General features: G+C 70.2%; 16 protein-coding genes. 7 read left to right on the top strand and 9 right to left on the bottom strand.

Annotation, left to right across the window (positions count from 1 at the left end):
- Positions 1-21: 21 nt before the first annotated feature.
- Both AC2EBS_RS10865 and AC2EBS_RS10860 read right to left on the bottom strand, forming a co-directional pair.
- Entirely contained in the window at positions 22-753 is a 732-nt protein-coding gene (locus AC2EBS_RS10865; RefSeq protein WP_484728437.1) for a phosphatase PAP2 family protein, read from the bottom strand.
- Positions 735-2,411, bottom strand: coding sequence for a phosphoethanolamine transferase (locus AC2EBS_RS10860; RefSeq protein ID WP_484728436.1), 1,677 nt, complete (start codon positions 2,409-2,411; stop codon positions 735-737). The genes AC2EBS_RS10865 and AC2EBS_RS10860 overlap by 19 nt, the downstream gene beginning before the upstream one ends.
- A gap of 116 nt (positions 2,412-2,527) precedes the next feature.
- Here AC2EBS_RS10860 and AC2EBS_RS10855 point away from each other — a divergent pair, with 116 nt between their 5' ends.
- The 6 genes from AC2EBS_RS10855 (at position 2,528) to AC2EBS_RS10830 (ending at position 9,485) form a co-directional block, all read left to right on the top strand.
- Complete coding sequence (locus AC2EBS_RS10855; protein ID WP_484728435.1) at positions 2,528-3,838, top strand: sensor histidine kinase; 1,311 nt, start codon at positions 2,528-2,530, stop codon at positions 3,836-3,838.
- Between the two features lie 78 nt (positions 3,839-3,916).
- Positions 3,917-5,215: an AmpG family muropeptide MFS transporter gene (locus AC2EBS_RS10850; RefSeq protein WP_484728434.1), complete on the top strand. Its 1,299-nt coding sequence runs from the start codon at positions 3,917-3,919 to the stop codon at positions 5,213-5,215.
- Positions 5,212-6,765, top strand: coding sequence for a glycoside hydrolase family 10-like protein (locus tag AC2EBS_RS10845; RefSeq protein ID WP_484728433.1), 1,554 nt, complete (start codon positions 5,212-5,214; stop codon positions 6,763-6,765). The genes AC2EBS_RS10850 and AC2EBS_RS10845 overlap by 4 nt, the downstream gene beginning before the upstream one ends.
- A 37-nt stretch (positions 6,766-6,802) precedes the next feature.
- Positions 6,803-7,666 (top strand): N-acetylmuramoyl-L-alanine amidase, encoded by an 864-nt coding sequence (locus tag AC2EBS_RS10840; protein ID WP_484728432.1) that lies wholly within the window; start codon positions 6,803-6,805, stop codon positions 7,664-7,666.
- A 26-nt stretch (positions 7,667-7,692) separates the two neighbouring features.
- On the top strand, positions 7,693-8,634 hold the full coding sequence (gene speB / locus AC2EBS_RS10835) for an agmatinase (protein ID WP_484728431.1): 942 nt from the start codon (positions 7,693-7,695) through the stop codon (positions 8,632-8,634).
- Positions 8,635-8,717: 83 nt separating this feature from the next.
- Positions 8,718-9,485 carry a class II aldolase/adducin family protein gene (locus tag AC2EBS_RS10830; RefSeq protein ID WP_484728430.1) on the top strand — a complete coding sequence of 256 codons (768 nt, stop codon included), beginning with the start codon at positions 8,718-8,720 and terminating at the stop codon, positions 9,483-9,485.
- Positions 9,486-9,512: 27 nt separating this feature from the next.
- Here AC2EBS_RS10830 and AC2EBS_RS10825 read toward each other — a convergent pair whose 3' ends face one another.
- The 6 genes from AC2EBS_RS10825 to AC2EBS_RS10800 form a co-directional block, all read right to left on the bottom strand.
- Positions 9,513-10,322, bottom strand: a complete 810-nt coding sequence (locus AC2EBS_RS10825) for a substrate-binding periplasmic protein (RefSeq protein WP_484728429.1) — start codon at positions 10,320-10,322, stop codon at positions 9,513-9,515.
- Between the two features lie 157 nt (positions 10,323-10,479).
- On the bottom strand, positions 10,480-11,673 hold the full coding sequence (locus AC2EBS_RS10820) for an amino acid aminotransferase (RefSeq protein WP_484728428.1): 1,194 nt from the start codon (positions 11,671-11,673) through the stop codon (positions 10,480-10,482).
- 70 nt (positions 11,674-11,743) lie between these two features.
- On the bottom strand, positions 11,744-12,487 hold the full coding sequence (locus tag AC2EBS_RS10815; RefSeq protein ID WP_484728427.1) for a substrate-binding periplasmic protein: 744 nt from the start codon (positions 12,485-12,487) through the stop codon (positions 11,744-11,746).
- 108 nt (positions 12,488-12,595) lie between these two features.
- The gene (locus AC2EBS_RS10810; protein ID WP_484728426.1) at positions 12,596-13,939 is read right to left on the bottom strand and encodes a glutamate carboxypeptidase; all 1,344 of its coding nucleotides are present in this window, start codon (positions 13,937-13,939) and stop codon (positions 12,596-12,598) included.
- 75 nt (positions 13,940-14,014) lie between these two features.
- Positions 14,015-15,136, bottom strand: coding sequence for a DUF2332 domain-containing protein (locus AC2EBS_RS10805; RefSeq protein WP_484728425.1), 1,122 nt, complete (start codon positions 15,134-15,136; stop codon positions 14,015-14,017).
- Positions 15,137-15,146: 10 nt separating this feature from the next.
- Positions 15,147-15,641 (bottom strand): glutathione peroxidase, encoded by a 495-nt coding sequence (locus AC2EBS_RS10800; protein ID WP_484728424.1) that lies wholly within the window; start codon positions 15,639-15,641, stop codon positions 15,147-15,149.
- A 312-nt stretch (positions 15,642-15,953) separates the two neighbouring features.
- Between AC2EBS_RS10800 and AC2EBS_RS10795 the strand changes: the two genes are divergently transcribed.
- Entirely contained in the window at positions 15,954-16,844 is an 891-nt protein-coding gene (locus AC2EBS_RS10795; RefSeq protein WP_484728423.1) for a hypothetical protein, read from the top strand.
- 102 nt (positions 16,845-16,946) lie between these two features.
- On the opposite strand, the gene lplT is transcribed toward AC2EBS_RS10795, so the two are convergent.
- Complete coding sequence (gene lplT, locus AC2EBS_RS10790; RefSeq protein WP_484728422.1) at positions 16,947-18,227, bottom strand: lysophospholipid transporter LplT; 1,281 nt, start codon at positions 18,225-18,227, stop codon at positions 16,947-16,949.
- Positions 18,228-18,260: the final 33 nt, after the last annotated feature.

Below are 18,260 nucleotides of genomic sequence, written 5' to 3'. Positions count from 1 at the left end.
GGGTGGGAGCGTCGGCAAGCCTCAGGCCTGGTCGCGCAGGGCTGGTGCGGCCGCCCGACGCGGACGCCCGAGGCGCGGCGCGGCCTGAAAGACCAGCATCACCGCCACCCAGCACAGCCAAGCCGACCAGAGGCTGTGGCTCGGATAGTGGGCGCCGCGCGCCAGCTGTGCCCAGGCGAACAAGGTGCCGAAGGCGAGCACGCCCAGCAGCATTGCCCGCGCCAGCGCGGGCTGGTGGCGGCGCCAGAGGAAATACAGGCTGAAGAAGGCGAAGGCCGCCGCCGCATGACCGGACGGAAAACAGTGGCCCGGCCCGCCGTCGAACAGGCTGAGCTGCCAGTGCGGCACGTACTGCGCCACGCCGCCGAACTCGCTCAGGTCCCAGGGACAGCTGGTGTGCGACAGGCGTTTGAAGCTGGGCACGACCAGCAGCGCGGCCAAGGTTGCTGCGACGGCGGTGATCCGCTCGGCGCGGCTCGGGCCGGCCAGCAGCGGGCGCCAGATGCCGAGCAGCATCGCCGCGAAAGCGGCCCAGGCTAGGCCGCGCCCGCCTTCATGCAGCAGCCGGCTGGTCAGCCAGGCCTCGCGCCAGGCGAAACCGTGGCCATCGCCCCAGACCCGGACGCTGCTCAGGTCCAGCCCGCTGGCCTCCCAGGCCAGCAGCAGCAGCAGGGCCCCAAGGGTCCAGGCCAGGTCGCGGCGCCAGAAGCCGCTGCCAGCAGCGGTCGAGGTGCTCAGCGGCTCTTGCGGCATGTACGGCTCAGGTCGTAATCCGGCGCGTAGACGGCGCTGCGCACATCCAGCAGGCCCATCAGGCTGTGGAACAGGTGATCGTGCGCGGCCGGCTCGGCGGCGCGCTGGCGCAGGCAGGCCTCGTCCAGGCCGCTGCTCTCGCGCCAGCCGCCGGAGAACCACATCAGCATCGGCACCTGGGTCTGCACGGCCGGCGCGATGGCATACGGCATGCCGTGCAGGAAGAGATTCGACTCGCCCAGCGACTCGCCATGGTCGGAGACATAGACCACCGCACTGTCGACCTTGTCGGCGCCGGCCTGCAGCTTGGCGATCAGGCGGGCGAGCACATGGTCGGTATAGAGCAGCGCGTTGTCGTAGGCGTTGACGATCTCCTCGCGGCTGCACTTGCGCAGGTCGTCGCTCTGGCAGGCCGGCTGGAAGCGCGCGAACGCCTCCGGATAGCGGCGGAAGTACGAAGGCCCATGGTTGCCCAGCTGGTGCAGCACCAGCAGCTGCACACCCTTGGTCTGGGTCAGACGCTGGTCCAGGTCGAACAGCAGGCCTTCGTCGAGGCAACGACCGTCCTTGCACAGGCCGGGCGGATTCAGCTCGACGACCAGATCCTGGGGCAGGCCTTCGCAGACACCCTTGCAGCCGCTCTGGTTGTCGCGCCAATGCACGTCCACGCCGGCGCGCGCCAGCAGGTGCAGCAGCGACTCGCTGCCGCGGATGCGGGCCTCGTCGTAGTCGCGGCGTCCGATCGGCGCGAACATGCAGGGCAGCGAGGTCTCGGTATTGGTGCCGCAGCTCGTCACCTTGGCGAAGTTGATCACGTCGCTGCGCGCCGCCAGCTCGGGCGTGGTCTGGCGCGCATAGCCGCTCAGTCCCCAGTTGGCCGCACGGGCGGTCTCGCCGACCACCAGCACCAGCAGCCGCGGCTTGCCCTGCTGCGCCCAGCTCGGGCCCGGCTGGGCATCCAGGCCCAGCGGCTGGCGCGGCGCCGCGGCGCCCCTGGCCTCGGCCATGCCCACCGCCGCCGCCGACCACAGGTAGTTGGACGGCGTGATCAGGTAGCGCACTTCCTTGTGGTTGCGCATCAGCGAGGCAAAGGGCTGGAACACCGACAGCAGCGCGCCCACGGCCGCCACCGCCGCCAGCGCCAGCGCGGCCACGCGCCACAGCAGCGCCTTGGCGAAAGGCCGGTTCCTGATGCGCACCCGGCTCAGCAGCAGCAGCGGCAGGCCGGCGTAGAGCAGCAGGTGCAGCACCAGCGGCCAGGAGATCAGCTCGCGCGCCTCGGCCACATCGCTCTTGAGCACATTGCGCACCATGGTCGGGTCCAGATAGACGCCGAAGGACTGCATGTAGAAGCTGGCCAGCGCGGTGACGACGATGAGCACCGCCAGCAGCGGCTTGACGCTCCAGCGGTTGGCCACCATGCCGAGCAGCAGGAAGTGGATCGCCAGCACCAGCACCGCCAGCGCGGCGGCAAAGCCCCAGGTGGCCGGCTCGGCCAGCGTGCGCTCGCGCAGCGCCGACGCGAAGAACAGCCGGTTGGCGGCGAGCAGCCAGAACAGGCTGGCGACGAAGAGCAGCTGCTCGACGGTGGCGTGGATCGTGAACAGCCGCGCCTCGCCGGCGCCCGCATCGTCACGACGGATGAAGAGGCTTCGCATCGGCGCCACTGTGCGCCCCGCAGCTGAAGGCCGGCTTAAGCCCATCGTGCCGCGGGGCGCGGCGGCGCGGGCGCGGCCATGCGCTAAGGTTGCGGCTCCACCGCCCGTGCCTGCCCATGACCGCGCCACTGCCCTCGATCCGACGCCGCCTGACGCAGGCCCTGCTCGCCTGGGCGCTGTTCTTCAGCGTCGCGATCTCGCTGGCCGTCTGGCTGGCTGCGCGCGAGGAGACCAACGAGCTGCTCGACGACAGCCTCGAGGCCGCTGCCGAGGTGCTGGTACGCCTGCTCGACCCGCTGGCCGACCAGGCGGTGCCGACGCTGGTCGAGACGCCCGCGCTGCTCGCCGTCGACGGCCAGCCCATCCCGCGGCGTTTCGCCTGGCAGCTGGTCGGCGCCGACGCGCGCGTGCTGCTGCGCTCGCCGGGCGCACCCGAGACGCCCTGGCAGATCGACAGCGAGCATGGCTTTGCCGATCTGCCGGGCTGGCGCGTGCATTCCGCGCCGGTGGGCGCGCAGGGCCGCATGCTCTACGTGGCGCAGAGCCGCGAGGAGCGCTTCGAAGCGGTGGGCGAGCTGACGCTGCACACCGTGCTTGCCGCGCTGGCGGTGGCGCTGCTCGGTCACCTCTGGTTGCGCGCCCAGCTCGACCATGAGCTGGCGCCGCTGCAGCGCCTGAGCCGGCGCCTGGCCGCGCATGATCCGGTCTCGCCAGGCGCCAGCCTGGGCCCGGCCGAGCGCACCGAGCTGCAACCGGTGCACGAGGCCATCGACGCGCTGGCGCAGCGCCTGGCCTTGCGCCTGAGCAGCGAGCGCGCCTTCTCGGCCCATGCCGCGCATGCGCTGCGTACGCCGCTGGCCGGCATCGATGTGCAGCTGGCCGTCGCCCTGCGCGAGGCGCCGCCGTCCCTGCAGCCGCGCCTGCAGCGCGTGCGCGATGCCGCGGCACGGCTGCAGCGCGTCGTCGTCGCGCTGCTGACGCTGTTCCGCAGCGGCGAGCAGGCGCGGCCCCAGCCGGTGGAACTCGCAGCGCTGTTCGCGCGGCTGCCGGTCGAGGGTCTGCAGGTCGAGGTCGCGCCCGCTGCAGTGCTGCAGGCCGATGCCGATCTGCTCTCGGCCGCACTGCTCAATCTGCTCGACAACGCGCAGCGCCACGGCGCCCGTCATGTGCGCGTCAGCCTGCCGGCGCCGCAGACGCTGCGCCTGCACGACGACGGCAGCGGCATCGATGTCGCGCGCCGCGAAGCCCTGCTGCGCGCGATGCAGGCACAGCGCGAAGGACGTTCCGGCGATGACGGCAGCGACGGCGGCCCCAGCGGTTTGGGCCTGCTGCTGGCCGAGCTGGTGGCGCGGGCACACGGCGGGATGCTGGTGTTGCCCGCGGTCGAGCACGGCTTTGCGGTGGAGCTCAAGCTCGGCGCCGGCTGAGCCCGCGCGAACGCAGGCGAGAATGCGCTCGCCCGCCGCCGACCGCCCGGGCCTTGTTGCCACGCCAGCCCAACTCACATGACCGTCGCCCGCGCCCGCAATCCCTGGTCCTGGATTCCCAGCCTCTATTTCGCCCAGGGCCTGCCCTATGTGGTGGTGATGACGCTGTCGGTGGTGATGTACAAGAACCTGGAGGTGTCCAACACCGAGATCGCGCTCTACACCAGCTGGCTCTACCTGCCCTGGGTGATCAAGCCGCTGTGGTCGCCGCTGGTCGAGCTGCTCGGCCGCAAGCGCGGCTGGGTGGCGGCGATGCAGTTCGGCGTCGGTGCGGCGCTGGCGCTGGTGGCGCTGTCCGTTCCCGCGCCCAAGTTCTTCCAGCTCACGCTGGCGCTGTTCTGGCTGATGGCCTTTGCCTCGGCCTCGCACGACATCGCCGCCGACGGCTTCTACATGCTGGCCCTGCCCCAGCATCAGCAAGCTGCCTTCGTCGGCGTGCGCTCGACCTTCTATCGCCTGGCCAATATCGGCGGCCAGGGTGGCCTGGTCTACCTGGCCGGCGAGCTGCACGAACGCACCGGCAGCATGGTCAGCGCCTGGAGCGGGGTGTTCGGCGCATTGGCGGTGCTGTTCGGCGTGCTGGCGCTGTACCACCTGCTGCGCCTGCCGCAGCCGGCAGCCGACAAGCCGGCCCCGGCCGAATTGCGCCAGCACCTGGGCCGCGAGTTCGTCGCGGTGTTCGTCGCCTTCTTCCGCAAGCCCGGCATCTGGGTGATCCTGGGCTTTCTGCTGCTCTACCGCTTCGCCGAATCGCAGCTGCTGAAGCTGGCCGTGCCCTTTCTGCTCGACAAGCCCGAACTCGGCGGCCTGGGCCTGAGCAACAAGGACGTGGGCATCGCCTATGGCACCGTCGGCCTGACCGCGCTGACCGTGGGCGGCCTGCTGGGCGGCTGGATCATCTCGCGCGTGGGCCTGAAGCGTGCGCTGTGGCCGCTGGTGATGGCGATGAACCTGCCCAATATCGCCTATGTCGGGCTGGCGCTGGCACAGCCGACCCAGCTCTGGCTGGTCAGCGCCGCGCTGGCGGTGGAGCAGTTCGGCTACGGCCTGGGCTTCACCGCCTATCTGATGTACATGATCCTGGTCGCCGATGGTCCGCACAAGACCGCGCACTACGCGCTGTGCACCGGCTTCATGGCCCTGGGCATGATGCTGCCCGGCATGTGGAGCGGCTGGCTGCAAGAGCAGCTGGGCTATCTGAACTTCTTCGTCTGGGTGCTGCTGGCCACCATTCCCTCCTTCGCCGTGGCGGCGCTGATCAAGGTGCCGGCAGACTTCGGCATGAAGAAGGACGCCGACGAGGCGGCGCAAGCATGAGCAGCCCGGGTCTGCGCCGCCGCGAACTCCTTGCCGCCGGCAGTGCCGCCGCCGCACTGGCCGCCTGCAGCAATCTGGCCCCCGAAGCGCAGGCACCGAATCTGCTGCCGGCGCCCGAGCTGCTGGACGACCTGCCCGCAGCGCCGCGCGAGTTCCGTGCCGCCTGGGTGGCGACAGTGGCCAATATCGACTGGCCCAGCAAGCCGGGCCTCAGTGCCGAGCAGCAGCAGGCCGAACTGCGCGCCCTGCTCGACCACGCCCAGGCGCTGAAGCTCAACGCCATCGTGCTGCAGGTACGGCCCTGCGCCGACGCGCTGTACGAATCCGCGCTGGAGCCGTGGAGCGAGTACCTGACCGGCGTGCAGGGCCAGCATCCCGGCTACGACCCGCTGGCGCTGTGGATACGCGAGGCGCATGCGCGCGGCCTGGAGCTGCATGCCTGGATCAACCCCTTCCGCGCCCGCCACGGCGGCAGCGCACGCTCGGCACCGGCCGCCAGCCATGTCAGCCAGGCGCGGCCGCAATGGGTGAAGCGCTATGGCGAGCTGCTGTGGATGGATCCCGGCGAGCCCGACGCCGCCGCGCACACGCTGGCCGTGGCGGCCGAGCTGATCGAGCGCTACGACCTCGACGGCCTGCACCTCGACGACTACTTCTATCCCTACCCGCAAGCGGACGGCAAGGGCGGCGAGCTGGACTTCCCCGACGAGCCCAGCTGGCAGCGCTACCTGCAGGGCGGCGGCACGCTGGCGCGCGCCGACTGGCGGCGCCGCAATGTCGACGAGCTGGTGCAGCGCCTCTATGCGCTAGTTGCAAAGGTACGCGTCCAGTCGCGCAAGCCCTGGCTGCGCCTGGGCATCAGCCCCTTCGGCCTGCCCAAGCCGGGTCTGCGCCCACCGGGCATCCAGGGCTTCAGCCAGTACGACAAGCTCTATGCCGACGTCGAGCGCTGGCTGGCCGAGGGCTGGCTGGACTATCTGGCACCGCAGCTCTACTGGCCGCGCGCGCAGGCGGCGCAGGCCTTCGTGCCGCTGCTGCAGGCCTGGCGCGGGCTGAACCCCAAGGGCCGCCACATCTGGCCGGGGCTGTTCACCAGCCGCATCACGGACAAGAGCGACAGCTGGCCCGCTGACGAGATCGAGGGCCAGATCGCCGCGCTGCGCGAGCTGGCACCCGGCAGCGGCCATCTGCACTTCAGCATGGTCGCGCTGGCGCAGAACCGCCGCGGCATCGCCGATCTGCTGAAGGCGCGCAGCTATGCCGAGCCGGCCCTGGTGCCGGCCACGCCCTGGCTGGCCGCAGCGCCGCCGGCCGCGCCGCAGCCGGACGTCGCGATCGAGGGTCAGGTCTTGCGGCTGCGGCTGCGCGAGCGAACGGCCGGCACACGCCATGCGGTGTGGCTGCGCCGCAGCGGGCGCTGGGACTTCGCCGGCGCCCTGCCCGACGAGCTGCAGACCGAGCGCGCCGGCCTCGAGGCCATCGCCGTGGCCGTGCTGGACCGCGCCGGCAACGAAGGCCCGCGGACCGCCTGGCGGCTGCCGCTCGCGTAGAGTTGCAGCCCAAACCCGACCCATCCCGACGCCGACGATGAAGCTCCGTCTCCCGCTCGCCCTGTCCTTCGCCCTGCTGCTCGGCGCCTGCGCCACCGGCCCCGAGGCGCTGCGCATCGACACCCGCTACAAGTCCGAGAACGAGGACAGCCGCGTGCAGTTCCTGGTGCTGCACTACACGGTCAGCGACTTCCCGGCCTCGCTGCGCGCGCTGACCACCGGCGGCCAGGTCAGCGCCCACTACCTGGTGCGCGACAACCCGGTGGAGATCTACCGCCTGGTCGACGAGAACCGCCGCGCCTGGCATGCCGGCGCCAGCTTCTGGGGCGGTCACACCTCGCTGAACGCGGCCTCGATAGGCATAGAGATCGTCAACCCCGGCTATACCGACACGCCACAAGGACGTGTCTACGCACCCTACTCGCAGGCGCAGATCGATGCGGTGATCAAGCTCTCGCGCGACATCGTCGCGCGCCACCAGATCAAGCCCGAGCGCATCGTCGGCCATGCCGATGTGGCGCCGGGACGCAAGCAGGACCCCGGCCCGATGTTCCCCTGGCGCCAGTTCCATGACGCCGGCCTGATCGCCTGGCCGGATGCGGAACTGGTGGCGCAGCGTCGTGCCGCGCTGGAGGCCGGCGCGGCGCTGCCGGACATCGCCTGGTTCCAGGCCCGGCTGTCCCAGCTGGGCTACAACGTGCCGCGCCACGGCGAGCTGGACACGCTGACGCAGGAAACGATCAGCACCTTCCAGATGAAATACCGCCAGGCCGACTACGCCGGCCAGCCAGACCTGGAAACCGCCGCGCTGCTGGATGTGGCCACCACGCCCGGCGGCATGGTGATGAGCAAGAACGCCGCGTCACTGCCGCCGGTGCGGCCCTATACCTCGCGCTGGTAAAGCGCCGCAGCCCGGAGAGCCCGCTCATGTCCAACCACGGCTTTGCCTTCCTCAGCAACAGCAGCTTCATGAAGGTGCCGGCCGCCGATCCGGCTGATGCGCGGCCCTTCGGTGTGGCAGGCATCGCCTGGGACGGCTGCGTCACCAACCGGCCCGGCGCGCGCTTCGGCCCGCGCGCGATCCGCGAAGCCAGCCACATGCTGTGCGACGGTACGCATCCGCTGTTCGACTGCACGCCCGAGGGGCAGCTGTCCGATCACGGCGACCTGCCGCTGCCCAACACCAGCCTCGCGGACATGCGCGCCGCGATGGCGCCGCTGATCGGCCCGCTGATCGCCCGCCAGCACATGGCCTGGCTGGGCGGCGACCACTCGATCACGCTGCCGCTGCTGCGCGCCTACAAGGCGCACTTCGGCCAGCCGCTGGCGGTGATCCACTTCGACGCGCATTGCGACACCTGGGTGGACCACTTCGGCGAGCAAAGCGGCCACGGCACCTGGGTCTATGAAGCGATCCAGGAAGGCCTGGTCGTCAAGGAATGCTTTGTGCAGCTGGGCATACGCTCGGCCGGCGAGCGCGCCGCGCGCGACTATGTGCGCGAGCAGGGCGGACTGATCTTCGACGCCCGCAGCCTGCGCGGCATGGAAAGCGCCACGCAGCTGGCGCCGGTGCTGGACGCGATTCGCGCGCGCATGGCCGCACACGGCCACCCGCCGCTGTACCTGAGCCTGGACATCGACTGTCTGGACCCCGCCTTCGCGCCCGGCACCGGCACGCCCGAGCCCGGCGGCATGAGCACGAACCAGGTGCTCAGCATCCTGGAGGAGCTGACGCCGGCGCTGAACTTCGTCGGCATGGACTGCGTGGAGGTCTCGCCGCCCTACGACCATGCCGAACTGAGCAGCTATGCCGCCGCGCAGTTCGTCTGGACCTATCTGTGCGGCCGGCTGGCCGCAGCGGGCACCTAGGCTGTCGCCGAGGCAACAGCCAGCGCAGCGGCGCGCACCTACAGTCGCGGCCATCCGATCCCACCCGGCCGAGGAGACCCGCGATGAGCCAGCAGCCCGCCCCGTCAATGAAGGACCAGGTCTCGCCCGCGGAATGGCAGCTGCGCGTGGACCTGGCCGCCGCCTACCGCCTGGTGGCGCTGTATGGCTGGAGCGACCTGATCTTCACGCACATCAGCGCACGCATCCCCGGCCCCGAGCATCAGTTCCTGATCAACCCCTACGGGCTGATGTTCGACGAGATCACCGCGTCCAGCCTGATCCGCGTGGACCAGCAGTGCAACAAGCTGCACGACAGCCCCTACCCGGTGAACCCGGCCGGCTTCGTGATCCACTCCGCCATCCACGAGGTACGCGAGGACGCCGGCTGCGTGCTGCACACCCACACCCGCGCCGGCGTCGCGGTGGCGGCGCAGCGCGGCGGCGTGCTGCCGATCTCGCAGCAGAGCACCTTCGTGCTCGCCTCGCTGGCCTATCACGACTACCAGGGCGTGGCCTTCCGGCCCGAGGAGAAGCCCAGCCTGCAGGCCGACCTCGGCGACAAGAACTACCTGTGCCTGCGCAACCACGGCCTGCTGACCGTGGGCCGCACGATCGCCGACGCCTTCCTGGCTATGTATGTGTTCGAGACGGCCTGTGCGATCCAGGTGGCGGCGCAGGCTGGCGGGGCCGAGCTGATCGAGGTGAACCCGGCCATCGTGGCCGGCACCGCACAGGCGATGAAGGTGCAGACCGGCGGCATGGGCGGCGCCTTCGCCTGGCCGGCGTTGCTGCGCAAGCTCGATCGCGTGGACCCCAGCTATCGCGACTGAGGCCGTCGCGCGCTCCGGGGCCGGATGTCAGGGCCGCTGGCAGGGTGAGGCCGGCAGCTCGAAGGGCTTGACCAGCTCGGCGGTACGGCCGCTGCGGCAGAGCTTGTACAGAGCCTGGTCGAAGGCGCGGGCCTGTGCGGCGTCGATGCGCTTGCGGCTCAGGCCAAACGAATAGGCGAACTGTTTCACCGCAGCGACGGCCTGCAGGCCGGCCAGGTTCTCGCTGCGCATCAGGTGCAGGGCCACGGCCTCGTTCATCAGACCCAGCCCGTCGGGCCCGTAGCGACCGGCGGCCAGCTTGCGCAGCACGGTGACATTGTCCGTCTCCAGCTCGGTGCGCACATCGGGCAGGCCGTAGACCAGCTCGTCCAGGGCCACCGAGGTCGCCGACGGCCCGTAGGCCGCCAGGATGCGGCCCTGCAGGCCGCGCCGATCGGCGCCCAGCCGGAAGGACTCCTCCCCCGAACGGGCAAACAGCGTGTAGCGGGCGTTCAGCACCGGCCGGCTGACGTGGAAATGCACGCGCCGCTCCGGCAGGTCGACGACGGTGAAGATCCCGTCGGCCTCGCCCCGCTGAGCCAGATCGAGCGCGCGGCGCCAGGGCATGACCTCGATGCGGCAGCTGCGCCCGAGCTCGGCACACACCGCCTGCAGGACCGCCACCATCGGGCCCGCGGCCTTGCCCTGCTCGGCATAGGTGAACGGAGGAAATGGCTCGGTGACGAAGTGCAGCTCGCGCTGGGGCGCGGCCTGGGCCACAGCGGACAGCAGCAGCGCGCAGAGCCCGAGCAGGCCGCGCTGCAGCCGGGCGATGAATCGGTCTGGCGCTGAACTCATGCGAACAGGCACGCGAGCACCGTGCGAGAAGCCACGATGCGACACAGCATAGCGCCCCTCCGCAGCGGGCCGCGCCTCAGCCTTGCGTCGCCCCCCTTCGGCCCGGTCATCCCGCAACGGCCGGCCGCGCGCGGCGGCATGCGCCGCAGCCGCGGCTTCAGGCCAGCACTGCCGCGATCGCGCGCGCCGTGGCTTCGACATTGCCGGTGTTCAGACCGGCCACGCAGATGCGACCCGAGCGCACCAGATAGACGCCGAACTCATCCTTGAGCCGGTCGACCTGCGCGGCACTCAGGCCGGTGTAGCTGAACATGCCGCGCTGGGTGAGGAAGTAGCGGAAGTCGCGGCCGGGCAGCATCGCCGACAGCGTGTCGTGCAGCGCGTTGCGCATCGCCAGGATGCGCTCGCGCATCTCCTCGACCTCGCCTTCCCACAAGGTGCGCAGCTGGGGATCGCTGAGCACACGGGCGACGATCTGGCCGCCGTGCGCCGGCGGGTTGGAATAGTTGCGACGGATGGTGAACTTCAGCTGGCCCAGCACATTGGCAGCCTCGTTGGCGTCGGCGCAAACCACCGACAGCGCGCCGCAGCGCTCGCCATAGAGGCCCATGTTCTTCGAGAAGCTGTTGGCCACCATGAAGGGCACGCCCGCGTCGGCCAGCGCGCGGATCGCGAAGGCGTCCTCGGCCAGACCGTCGCCATAGCCCTGATAGGCCAGGTCCAGGAAGGGCAGCAGCTCGCGCGCCTTCAGCACCGGGATCAGCTCGTCCCACTGCAGCGGCGTCAGATCCACGCCGGTGGGGTTGTGGCAGCAGGCGTGCAGCAGCACCACGCTGCGCGCCGGCAGCGCGTCCAGCGCCGCCAGCATCTCGGCAAAGCGCAGGCCGCCGGTCTTGGCGTCGTAGTAGGGGTAGGTCTTGACCTCCAGGCCCGCGCCTTCGAAGACGGCGCGGTGGTTGTCCCAGGTCGGGTCGCTGACGAAGACTGCCGTGTTCGGGAAGTAGCGCTTGATGAAGTCGGCGCCGACCTTGAGGCCGCCGCTGGAGCCCACGCCCTGGATGGTGGCGACACGCCCTTCCTTCAACACGGCAGCGTCCGCGCCGAACAGCAGCTCGGCGACGGCCTTGCGGAAGTTGGCCGCACCTTCCATCGGCAGATAGGGCCGCGCACCGGCCTCGGCCACCACCTGCAGCTCGGCCTGGCGCACCGAATCCAGCATCGGGATGCGACCGTCGTTGTCGAAATAGATGCCGATGGAGAGATTGATCTTGCCGGCGCGCGGATCCTTCTGGAAGGCCTCGTTGAGGCTCAGGATGGGGTCGCCAGGATAGGCTTCGACATGCTCGAACATGGGGGACTCGCTCTCTCGGTTCGGGTGAGGAAGGGGACGCGACGATTATCGGTCCGACGCCAGCCTTGGCTCAGTAGCGCTGCACGATGCGCCGCCAGCTGCCGTCCTCGTGCATGGCCTGGAAGGTGCGGTCCAGCATCGCCTGCCGCTCCAGCCAGGGCGAACGCCGCGAGAACACCACATGGGGCGGCTCACCGGGCAGCGTCAGCGGCTGCTTCAGCAGCGCCAGGCCCAGCATGCGCAGCAGCAGATCGCCCTGGCGTTCGGGCAGCACCGCCACATCGAGCCGCTGGCGCGCCACCATCTCCAGCGCGATGCGGTACTCGTTGACCTCGGTGCGCTGCAGGCGCGGGTCCTCGTCGAAGCCTCCGCCATAGCGCTTGCCGCGGTGCACCGCGATGCGCCGCCCGACCAGATCGTCCAGGCTGCGGATCGGCGGCGCGCCGGGACGCGTGTAGAAAGCCTTGTCCTCGGCGGGCAGCACGGTGCGGCTGTAACTGAGGTAGCGCTCGCGTTCGGCATTGCGAAGCGGACCCAGCATCAGATCGGCCTCGCCGGCCTCCATCATGCGCAGCGCCCGGGCCGACGGCACTTCGCGGTAGACCACGGTCCAGCCCAGCCGCCGTGCGGCCTCGTTCATCAGCTCGAAATACATGCCGCCCGCACCTTCGGGGCCGAAGCTGCGGAACGGCGGATCGGCGCTGCCCACCACCTGCAGCGGCGCCGGCGGCGCGGCGCCGGGGCCCGCGGACCGGGCCGATGGCAGCCCGGCCAGCAGCAGGCTGGCAGCAAGGAAGCGGCGACGTGTCGTCATGACATGCGGTCAAAGGCCCGGCTCAATCGGGGCGCTGCGCTGGCAGCGGGCGATGCGCCAGCATAGCGGCGCGGAGGCCAGCCCATGTGACGCGCAAGGCGACCTGCCTCAGCGCATCGCGCGGCCCTGCGCGATGTCGGCGATCAGACGCAGCGTCAGGCTCATCTTGGGAACGAAGGAGTCGAGCTGCACGAACTCGGCATTGGTCGTGTGCGCGCCGAAGCCGCGCAGGCCCATGCCCTCGATCACCGCTGCCTGCGTGGCCAGCGCGGCGAATGCAGCGTCGGTGCCGCCGCCGGTCGGCACGTCGCGCACCAGCAGCGGCGTGCCCTGCTCCCTGGCCAGCTCGACGGCATGGGCCGCCAGGCGCCGGCTGGCTTCGCTGGCCTGCAGCGGCGGACGGCGGCGCTCGAAGTTCAGGCTGATCTCGGATTCGGGCAGCAGCTTGTTCTTGATGCGCTCGCGCAGCGTGGCCTCGATGCCGTCGAAATCGCTCACGCGATCGACGCGGATGTCCGCCGAGGCTTCGGCGGCGGGCGGGATCATGTTGCGCACGATGCCGGCGCGCGCCAGCGTCCAGTGCACCTGGCGACCCACCGAACGATCGGACAGGTCGCGCGCATTGAGCAGCTGGTGCGCCAGTTCATAGAGCGCGTTCACGCCTCGCTCGGGCGCAGCGCCAGCATGGGAGGCGCGGCCCTTGACGAGCAGATTCGCCGCCGCGATGCCGCTGGTGGCCAGGCGCAGCGTGTCCTGCCCGTCGGGCGCGCCACCCCCCTCGTAGGACAGCACCACATCGTGCGCCGCACCCTCGCGCGTCAGCGTGGCGCGCGAACCCGGCGAGCTGATCTCCTCGTCCGAGTTGATCAGCACCGTCAGCTGGCCCCAGTCCTGGCTCAGACCCAGCTGCGCGAGCAGCTTGACCGCATGCAGCACCATCGCCACGCCCTGCTTGTCGTCCGCGATGCCCAGGCCGAAAGCCCTGCTGCCCTCGATGCGGAAAGGCTGCTGTGCCAGCATGCCGCGCGGATAGACCGTGTCCATATGGGCGATCAGCAGGATCTTCCGGCTGCCCTTGCCCTTGAAGGCTGCCTTGACCATGGGGCCGATGCGCTCGGGCGTGTCGAACATCTTGTAGGTGTCGGCCACGGGCGGTTCGATGATCTCGACCTGGCCCCCGGCGGCGCGCAGGCGCTCGGCGACGAAGGCCGCGATGCGCTCCAGGCCCTCGCGGTCCGAGCTGCCGGACTCGATCTCCACCAGGCTCTTGAGCGTCTCCACGAACGCCGCCTGCTCCTTGACGACCAGCTCCTGCACCGCGGGCACGCTGGGCCGCGTCTGCGCCAAGCCCGGCAAGGGCAGCGCCATCAAGCCGCTGGCCAGCACGGCGCAGCTCAGCGACTTCAGCAGCAGGGTTCGACGCCGGGACGGGAGATGTCGGAGGGCTTGCATGAGGCGTGGTCTCGGCTTCAGTAAGGGGGCGGCGGATCCATCGTAGCCGCCGCCTGCGCGCCGACACACCGAGACTTACGCCAACCAGTGCACCCAGCGCCCATGCGGATGCGACCAGGCCAGCGCCTGTGTGCGCAGCCCGCCAGCGCCATCGGCCGTCTGCAGCGTCCACAGGCTGGTCGAACCGGCCTGGTAGTCGGCGGGCAAGGGCGGCAGCTGCTCCAGCTCGGGCGGATGCAGCGCGGCAGCTTCGGCGCTCAGCCAGGCCAGACCGCGCCGGCGCACCTGCTCGCCGACGCGGCGGCGATGGCGCTGCAGCGAAGGTTCGTCGAAATAGGCCAGCACCCAGGAGTTCAGCAGCACCGGCTGCACGCCGGCCGGCAGGCTGTCCAGCCAGCCCTCCAGCAGCGCCAGTCCGTCGGCCGCCTGATGCAGCGGATACCGCTCGGCCCGAGCCAGCGCCAGGGCCTGTTCGAGGCGACGCCCGCGCTCCAGGTCATGCGGCCAGAGGCAGGCACGCAGCCAGCGTGTCGCCGCCTCGTCCTGCACATTCACCGGCGCCAGGTCCGTGCCGAGGCGCGCAACCAGCCGCCAGCCAGAGTCGGGTGGCAGCGCCGCATCGCCACGCCAGCTGCACGAGATGCTGGGCGTGCCTGGTTCGGCCGGCGCGCCGCGCTGACCGGCGGGCCCGTAGTCGTAGCGATAGCGGTCCACGCCCAGGTTCAGCCCGGCACTGCAGCCGAAGTCGAACAGCGCCAGTTCACTGCGGCCGGTCTGCCGCGCCAGCTGCGCCAGCGCCGGCCAGAGCACCGCGCAGCGGCCGATCTCGTTGGTCTGCGTGGCACGGGTGCGCAGATGCTCGGTCAGCGCCGGCTGCTCGCACCGCACGAAGTCAAGCAGCTGCGCCGCCAGCTCGGCGTCGGGCACGCGGCTGCCGCCGCAGCTGGGGTAATAGGCTGCCAGCGGATGGGGCACGCCGGCCAGCAGGCGTTCATGGATGGCCGCGAGCAGCAGATTGGGCCGCGCCTGCTGGCCCGGCGCATGGCGCATCAGCGCGAGCAGCTCGGGTGAGGCGGCGACGATCCGGCAGATCGCCACATAAAGCGGATCGTCGGTGGCCTCGACCTCGGCAAAGCGGCGGTACTGCTCGGACCAGGCCTGCAGCTGCGCGGCGTCCGGCGCCCGGCCCAGGTCCATCGCAGCGCCCTCAGGCCTTGAGCGCCGCCTCGATGTCGGCGCGTAGCTTCTCCGGGGTGTCGGTCGGCGCGTAGCGTTCGCGCACCTGACCATCGCGCCCGACGAGGAACTTGCTGAAGTTCCACTTGATCGCCTGGGTGCCGAGGAAGCCGGACTTCTCGGACTTCAGCCACTGCCACAGCGGGTGCGCCTCGACGCCGTTGACCTTGACCTTGGCCATCATCGGGAAGGACACGCCGTAGTTCATCTCGCAGAAGGAGGCGATCTCATCGTTGCTGCCCGGGTCCTGGCCGCCGAATTCGTTGCTGGGGAAGCCGACCACCACCAGGCCCTGCTCGCGGTAGTCGCGCCAGAGCTGCTCCAGCCCCTTGAACTGCGGCGTGAAGCCGCAGGCGCTGGCGGTGTTGACGATCAGCAGCACCTTGCCGCGATAGTCGGCCAGCTCGACGGGCTTGCCAGTGATGGACACGGCGGAGAAGTCGTAGACGGTCTTGGTGTCAGCCATGCCTGCTCCCTGGCGGTGTGAAGGTGAAAACCGGCCGGATGCTAGCGCAGCGCGGCCACCAGGGTTGGCCGGCCGCCACAACCAGGTGCGGCAAAGGCCTATTTCCGGCCCGATTCGGCCGGCGGCGCTGCCGAGGGTTTGTAGCATGGCGAGATTGCTGGAAATGGCAGTCCAATCGGCCTGCCGCGCGCGGCCCGGCTGCGGCCGTGCGCCAGGCATCTGCTGGAACTAATCGCATCGACAGGGGGCGCACACTTGGATCATTTGGTCTGCTACACGCCGAAGGAACTGCAGTCGGGCTCGGCGTCACAGATGAGTTCGGCCCGCTGGCGCCTGCTCGCTCAGGGCGACACCTGGTTCTCCACCGCAGCCGCCAAGCTCGATGCCCATGCCAACCTGCTGCAAGAGCTGGTCTTCAGCCAGCCGGCGGTGGCGATCAACTGCGCCGGGGCCAGCGACAAGCTGGCCCATCTGGTGGACCTGGAAGCGGCACCCGACTTCGTGCGCCTGCTCACCGATGCTGGCGCACCGGTCTGGGACGGCATCCTGATCTCCGCCGGCGGCAACGACGTGATCGAGGCGGCGCGCGTGCCTGCCCATCCCAGCCCCGGCGAGCTGGACACGCTCACCCCGCTGGAGTTGCGCCTGCTGCGCCACCAGACCGAGTGGGGTCCGCCTTCGGCGGGTGCCGGCCGCTATTTCTCCGAGCCGGGCTGGCTGACCTTTGCCGACTATCTGCGCACCAATATCCGCCACCTGCTGAGCCTGCGCGACCAGGGGCCTTCGGCGGGCAAGCCGGTGCTGATGCACTGCTATGCCGCGCCTATGCCGCGGCCGGCCGGCGCCGCCGATGCCGGGCCCTGGCTGTACCCGGCCTTCCGCGCCTATGCGATCCCGCCAGCGGACTGGATGGCGGTCAGCCGGCTGCTGGTGGTGCGTCTGGTGCAACTGCTGAAGAGCCTGGCCGCCGACACCGAGAACTTCCCGGCCCTGCATGTATTCGACTCGACCAGCGTGCCGCTGGCCCTGCCGGCACCGGGCAGCACCGGCATCAGCGGCGACTGGCACAACGAGATCCACCTCAACCACAGCGGCTGCTTCAAGATCGGCCGTGCCTGGAGCGAGCACATCGAGGCGGTGCTGTCGGGCAAGAGCGACGCCGCAGGCAGCGCCGGCGGCAAGGGCATGGGGCGGAGGAAGTAAGAGGAGACCCCTTCCGGGTCTTGTGCGCGGGCCTGCCGCCCGGCTTGTATCGCCGTCTGGCCTTCGCCAGCCACAAGACCCTTCCGGGTCTTGTGTGCGGGCTCAGTGGCTCGGGTCGGAGCGGGCGATGGCGAGGAGGCGGGCCATCTCTTCCGGGTGATTGCGGCCGTTGGCAATGTGCCAGCGGCGGATCAGCCACATGGTGCCGGCGACGACGATGCCGAAGATGCTGATCGCACCGAAGGCCGACATGCCGAACTTGGTCAGCCCGGCATAGAGCGCGCCCAGGCCCAGGATGCAGGCCTGCTCGTTGAAGTTTTGCACCGCGATCGAGCGGCCGGCCCCCATCAGGTTGTGGCCGCGATGCTGCAGCAGCGCGTTCATCGGCACGACCAGGAAGCCGCCGATGCCGCCCAGCATGATCAGGAAGGGCGCGGCGACCCAGACATTGCTGATCACGTTCATCAGGATCACCAGCAGACCCATCGCGATGCCCAGCGGGATCACGCTGGTGGCCTTGTCCAGGCGCATGTACATCGACGCGACCACCGCACCGACCGCGGTGCCGATGGCGACCACGCCCACCAGACTGGACGCCTGCGTGGTGCTGTAGCCCAGCGCAGCCGCCGCCCAGGCCAGCACGATGTAGCGCAGATTGCCCGAGACGCCCCAGAACAGCGTGGTCGTGGCCAGCGAGATCTGGCCCAGCTTGTCGTTCCACAGCCGCGAGTTGCAGTCCATGAAGTCGCGCACCAGGCCGACGACGCCGCCGTCCATGGGCTGCAGCGCCGCGTCGGTGCGCGGGATGCGCAGATTGAACAGCGCGGCGATGACGTACAGCGACACCAGGCTGGCGATCGCCGCTTCCGGCGCCGTGTCGATGCCGGTGTCGATGTAGGGCAGGTCCAGCACCAGCAGATGCGGCGCCACATGCTGGCCGACCAGCTGGCCGCCGAGCAGCACGCCCAGGATGATGGAGGCGATCGTCAGACCCTCGATCCAGCCATTGGCCTTGACCAGCTGCGAGGGCGGCAGCAGCTCGGTGAGGATGCCGTACTTGGCCGGCGAATAGGCCGCAGCACCCAGGCCGACGATGGCATAGGCCAGCAGCGGGTGAAGGCCGGTCAGCATCATCAGGCAGCCGACCACCTTGATGCTGTTCGAGATGAACATCACCCGACCCTTGGGTATCGCGTCGGCGAAGGCGCCGACGAAGGGCGCCAGCAGCACATAGAACAGCGCGAACATCGGCACCAGCGCGGCGCGCTGCCATTCGGGCTCGCCCGAGGTGCGCAGCAGCTCGACTGCAGCCACGAACAGCGCGTTATCAGCCAGCGAGCTGAAAAACTGCGCCGACATGATGGTGTAGAAACCTTTTTTCATCGGCCCAACGGAATGCGTGAAACGGCGGCGGCT

It is taken from the genome of Roseateles sp. T103 (assembly GCF_057219915.1).
Note: the sequence above shows the minus strand (reverse complement) of the source record. Positions and strands in the feature narration are given on the sequence as shown.